Annotated in this window: 3 protein-coding genes; all 3 read right to left on the bottom strand. The window is 34.5% G+C overall.

The features are described 5' to 3' along the window. Window positions 1-139 precede the first annotated feature (139 nt). Window positions 140-316: a hypothetical protein gene (locus tag VQ00_RS18750; protein WP_156154121.1), complete on the bottom strand. Its 177-nt coding sequence runs from the start codon at window positions 314-316 to the stop codon at window positions 140-142. A gap of 297 nt (window positions 317-613) precedes the next feature. Next, window positions 614-1057, bottom strand: a complete 444-nt coding sequence (gene cynS / locus VQ00_RS17545) for a cyanase (RefSeq protein ID WP_046181425.1) — start codon at window positions 1055-1057, stop codon at window positions 614-616. A gap of 49 nt (window positions 1058-1106) precedes the next feature. Next, window positions 1107-1919, bottom strand: coding sequence for a formate/nitrite transporter family protein (locus VQ00_RS17550; protein ID WP_046181426.1), 813 nt, complete (start codon window positions 1917-1919; stop codon window positions 1107-1109). Between the last annotated feature and the right edge of the window lie 381 nt (window positions 1920-2300).

Genomic DNA, 2300 nt, shown 5'->3' on the forward strand with positions numbered 1-2300 from the left:
CGAAAAAAATATACATTCCCCAATGCAACATAAATGCATGATATGCGTGAAAAAGCCCTAGGATTATTCCCAAGGACTTTCATATTTAAAATTATTTTATAAAGGTTAAACAGCGTAAAAAAGACTAATACAAGCCATATTACATGCTGCCTAATCCACCTAACACACTATATCCACCGTAGTATGGTCCATACCCTCCAAAAAACGGTCCATATTCGTCACGAAACCCTTCAGAAAATGACCTTCCGAATTTTTGGTCCGGTATATCGCCCTCATTCTTATGAACTGTTACTTCCAAGACACCCATATTATCCATGTTTTCACTCGCTTCCCTTGAAAAAAATATCTATCCCTTTACATGCTATGATTCATAGCCAAGAGAAAACACATTAAAAACAGAATTTTTACAGGCCGGTCGGCATAGAATAAAGAGAGGATTTCCTCCGTGATGTCAAAAAAGAAGACTGTGTTGAACAGTCTTCTTTTTTATAATTCAGTTTCCGAATGCAACATAAATGCAATTATGTTGTATTCGAAAAGCCCTCGATTGTAGAATCGAGGGCTTTTTAGCTTTTGGTAATGAAGTGTTATAATAATTTGTTTGCTACTATTATTACCATTTTTTATATGGCAAGAATTTCCCGTTTAATGTAACTAAAACTCGGTCTCCTTTTGGATCCTCTAATTTCTGGATATCCATTTCGTAATCAATGGCAGACATAATGCCATCTCCGAACTTTTCATGAATTAAGTCTTTAATAGCCGGTCCGTAAACTAATAATATTTCGTAAAAACGATAAATTAATGGATCTGTAGGAGGCATCTGAACAGTGGTTCCACGATATGGAACGACCGTTAAGGACTCAACTGCCTCTTCGGATAACTCTAACAATGCTCCTACTTTCTCTGCTTCTTCAATAGAAAGGGTAGCTTGACCTAATAATGCAGTAGCTGTCCATGATTCTGAACGTTCGATTGCTTGAGCAATATCATCCCATTTTAAATTTAACTTTCTCTTTGCACTTAAAATTTCTGTTGTAGCTTGAGTTCTTTCCATTGTATTTCTCTCCTTATAATTAAAATATATGTATGTACCAACTTTTCTATTAAGAAATTTTAACTTGCTCAATCTCTTGAGAAGGTTGTTGGTTATTACCTTTATTTATAAAACTGTAAATCATCCCCACGAAAACTGCACCTCCGACAATATTGCCTAACGTAACAGGAACTAAATTATGAATTAAGCCTGCTATTGAAATTGTCTCAGGATGTGGCAGTAATAGCGAAAGTGTCAATACTGTCATATTAGCTATGCTGTGTTCATATCCAGAAACGATGAATGTAAATAAACAAGCATAGATAACTAATAATTTTACAATTTCATTTTTAGTACGAAGTCCCATCCAAATGGCTAAACATACTATCCAGTTACATAGAATTCCGCGGAAAAACAATTCTGAATAACTAAGATTCATTTTCTTGCTTGCTAGTGTCATTAATGTATGCTCTGGAGTAACCGTTGCAAAAAGGCCAGCACCGACAATTATTAAACACAAAATAATTGCTCCGAGGAAATTCCCGGTGTAACACCAGAACCAAACTTTTAAGGTGTCCTTAATACTTGTTTTCCCTGCTAGAGTACTAACGGTGAAATACATATTGCTTCCCGTGAATAAGTCCGCACCAGCAAAGACGACAAGGGTAAGAGCTAATCCAAAGGAAGCTCCCATAATGACGGTTGTATATGGGGAACCAGCTTGTGACAGTTGTGCGCCGATCGTCATAATAAGAACAATCGCTAGTCCTATATAAGCACCGGCTAAACCAGAGGAAACAAGATATCTTGGTATACTCTCTTCCATTCTTTTTAACTGATTTAAAGCATTTTTAGTAATTGTAGTTAATGGCTCACTATACATATTGTCCTCCTAAAAATCACTATCAAATAGAAAACTTAGACTGCAAGCGCTATTCAGCTCTGTTTTAACTTCAAGTGGGATAAAATTTAATTTGTATACTTGTTAATTCAAAAACTTTATTTATTAGATCCTTAAAAAGCAATTAACCAACGATTTTTTCAAATCATTTTCTGTTTTCATCTCTCTAAATAATTAGTACTTTTTGATCGTAAACATTTTGTCGAAGAAAAGCTGGATACATGTAAGAAAATATGACATAAAATTTATTTATTCGACATAAAACAAGTTTAGATTGTTATTTCATCAATTAAAATTATCTAAAATGCTACAAAGCGCTCATTCCTTAATGCAACATAAATGTTTGATATGCTCCCCTTTAAG

Source organism: Domibacillus tundrae (assembly GCF_000970675.1).
GTDB lineage: Bacteria > Bacillota > Bacilli > Bacillales > Domibacillaceae > Domibacillus > Domibacillus tundrae.